This is a genomic window from Streptomyces tateyamensis (assembly GCF_003205575.1).
Taxonomy (GTDB): Bacteria; Actinomycetota; Actinomycetes; order Streptomycetales; family Streptomycetaceae; genus Kitasatospora; species Kitasatospora tateyamensis.
The window spans coordinates 1-1,923 of record NZ_PYBW01000123.1; the positions used below are offsets into that span (position 1 = coordinate 1).

The following is a 1,923-nucleotide window of genomic DNA, read 5'->3' on the forward strand; positions in this document are numbered from 1 at the left end:
CGGGGGGAATCTCACCCCCCGGCTCCCACAGATCCGTGCGTAACAGTCTCCCGTTACACGGCTCTTGTCATTCTGATCACCAAGCCGAGGACGCTGTGGTCACCCACTTCCAGTGCGCGAACATCCGGGGATAGCGCTGGGCTGCCCCTCTCACGCTCTGGAGTGCTTTCCTCAGCGCCGCCAGTCGTTTGTACTTCTTGCGGACCCACCGCACCAAGTAGGCGTTGATGCGTGCCAGGAGCGGATACAGCGCTGCCCGGTCGAACCGGCCGTAGTACTGCATCCAGCCCGCCACGATCGGATTGATCCGGCGGGCGAGCTCCGCGAAGGTGAGGCCGACCTGGCGATGCAGTCGCCAACTGCGAACCGTCTCGCCGATCTTCTTCTGGGCTTCCTTGCTGATCGAGGGCAGGAACCCCAGGAAATACTGGGCGTCCCTGTCCTTAGTCCGGCGCTGACGGAACGTGAATCCCAGGAAGGTGAAAGACGTGTGCTCGAAGGAGCCCCGCCGCCGCCCGTCCTGGCAGTACACGATCTTGGTCTTATCGGGATGCAGCCGCAGCCCGACCTCTTCCATCCTGTCGCCCAGCGCGGCCAGTACCTGCCTGGCCTGACGCTCGCTGACGCAGTGCACCACGGCGTCATCGGCATAGCGTTCGAACTGGACGGTGGGAAACTCCCGGTCCAACCAAGTGTCGAACGCGTAGTGCATGAACAGGTTCGCCAGCACCGGCGAGACAGCGGACCCCTGAGGAGTTCCTCGGTCCCGCTCCTGCAAGGTGCCGTCGGGCAGTTGCAGCGGCGCCTTGAGCCACCGCTCGACGTACAGAACCACCCAAACGGCGTCGGTGTGAGCCTCCACGGCCTTGACGATCAGGTCCCACCGGACGCTGTCGAAGAACTTCTGGATGTCGAGATCGATCACCCAGTTCTTCTTCCAACAGCGGTCCCGGCAGCGCTCCAGCGCGTCATGGGCCGACCGCCCCGGCCGGTACCCGTACGAGTCCGAGTGGAACACCGGTTCCACCCGCCTCGTCAGGTGCCTGGCTACCACGGTCTGTGCAACCCGGTCGGCGACCGTGGGAATGCCAAGCATTCTCGTGCCGCCGCCGTGCTGCTTGGGAATCTCCACCGCGCGCACCGGAGGGGGAAAGTACGTCCCCGACGACATCCGGTTCCAGATCTTGTACAGGTTGCCCTTCAGATCCTTTTCGAACTCGTCGATAAACTGCCCGTCCACCCCCGGCGCCCCTTTGTTCGCCTTCACCTCGCGATAAGCCTCCTGGACCTCCCACTTCGAGATCTCAAACGGCTTGACCTGCGATTTCAGCTTGTCCATCGGCTCCTCCCGGAGAACATCCGGTTGACCAGACACACACAGCCACGAATGACCCGGCCCCTTCGCTCCACTCCCATTACAGGAGCTTCAGCACTACTACGAGCCGGTCCGCCGGCGCACCCCGCATCGGTACTCGACCCCTCACGGTTTCGGCCGCTTGAGGCACTCCCTCTCGCCCGCCCCGACCAGGGCGAACAGTATCGGGGCACGCCTTCTCCTGTTCCGCGTGACAGCGGCAGATCAGTCTCACGTCGTCTTCATGCCGGACACCACCTGGCCAGTCAGCGGGCGCCCGCCAGGCTCATCCCGGAGTCGCCAAAACACTCCGGTTTTGATGTCGTCTCAGTTGTTTCGACACTTCAGCAACGATTCGCTCGCGCTCGTCTTCCTGATCCCTACCTGACGCCTCACGGGCGCCTTTTCCTCATCGCTCACCACGACGGTCTTCAGCCAACGCAGCATGAGGTGGTTTGAAGCCTCCCCCCGCAGGGCGGCTCCGAAGGGCCAAACCTTCATCAGTCACGCAGCATCGCATCGAGCAGCTATTCCTACATCAAGCTCCCCTTCGCGTTCAGGACGCACTC

At 63.2% G+C, this 1,923-nt stretch carries 1 protein-coding gene; it reads right to left on the bottom strand.

The window, feature by feature from the left end:
* Positions 1 to 76: 76 nt before the first annotated feature.
* Positions 77 to 1,339: a group II intron reverse transcriptase/maturase gene (gene ltrA, locus C7C46_RS27710; RefSeq protein WP_110672670.1), complete on the bottom strand. Its 1,263-nt coding sequence runs from the start codon at positions 1,337 to 1,339 to the stop codon at positions 77 to 79.
* Positions 1,340 to 1,923 lie beyond the last annotated feature (584 nt).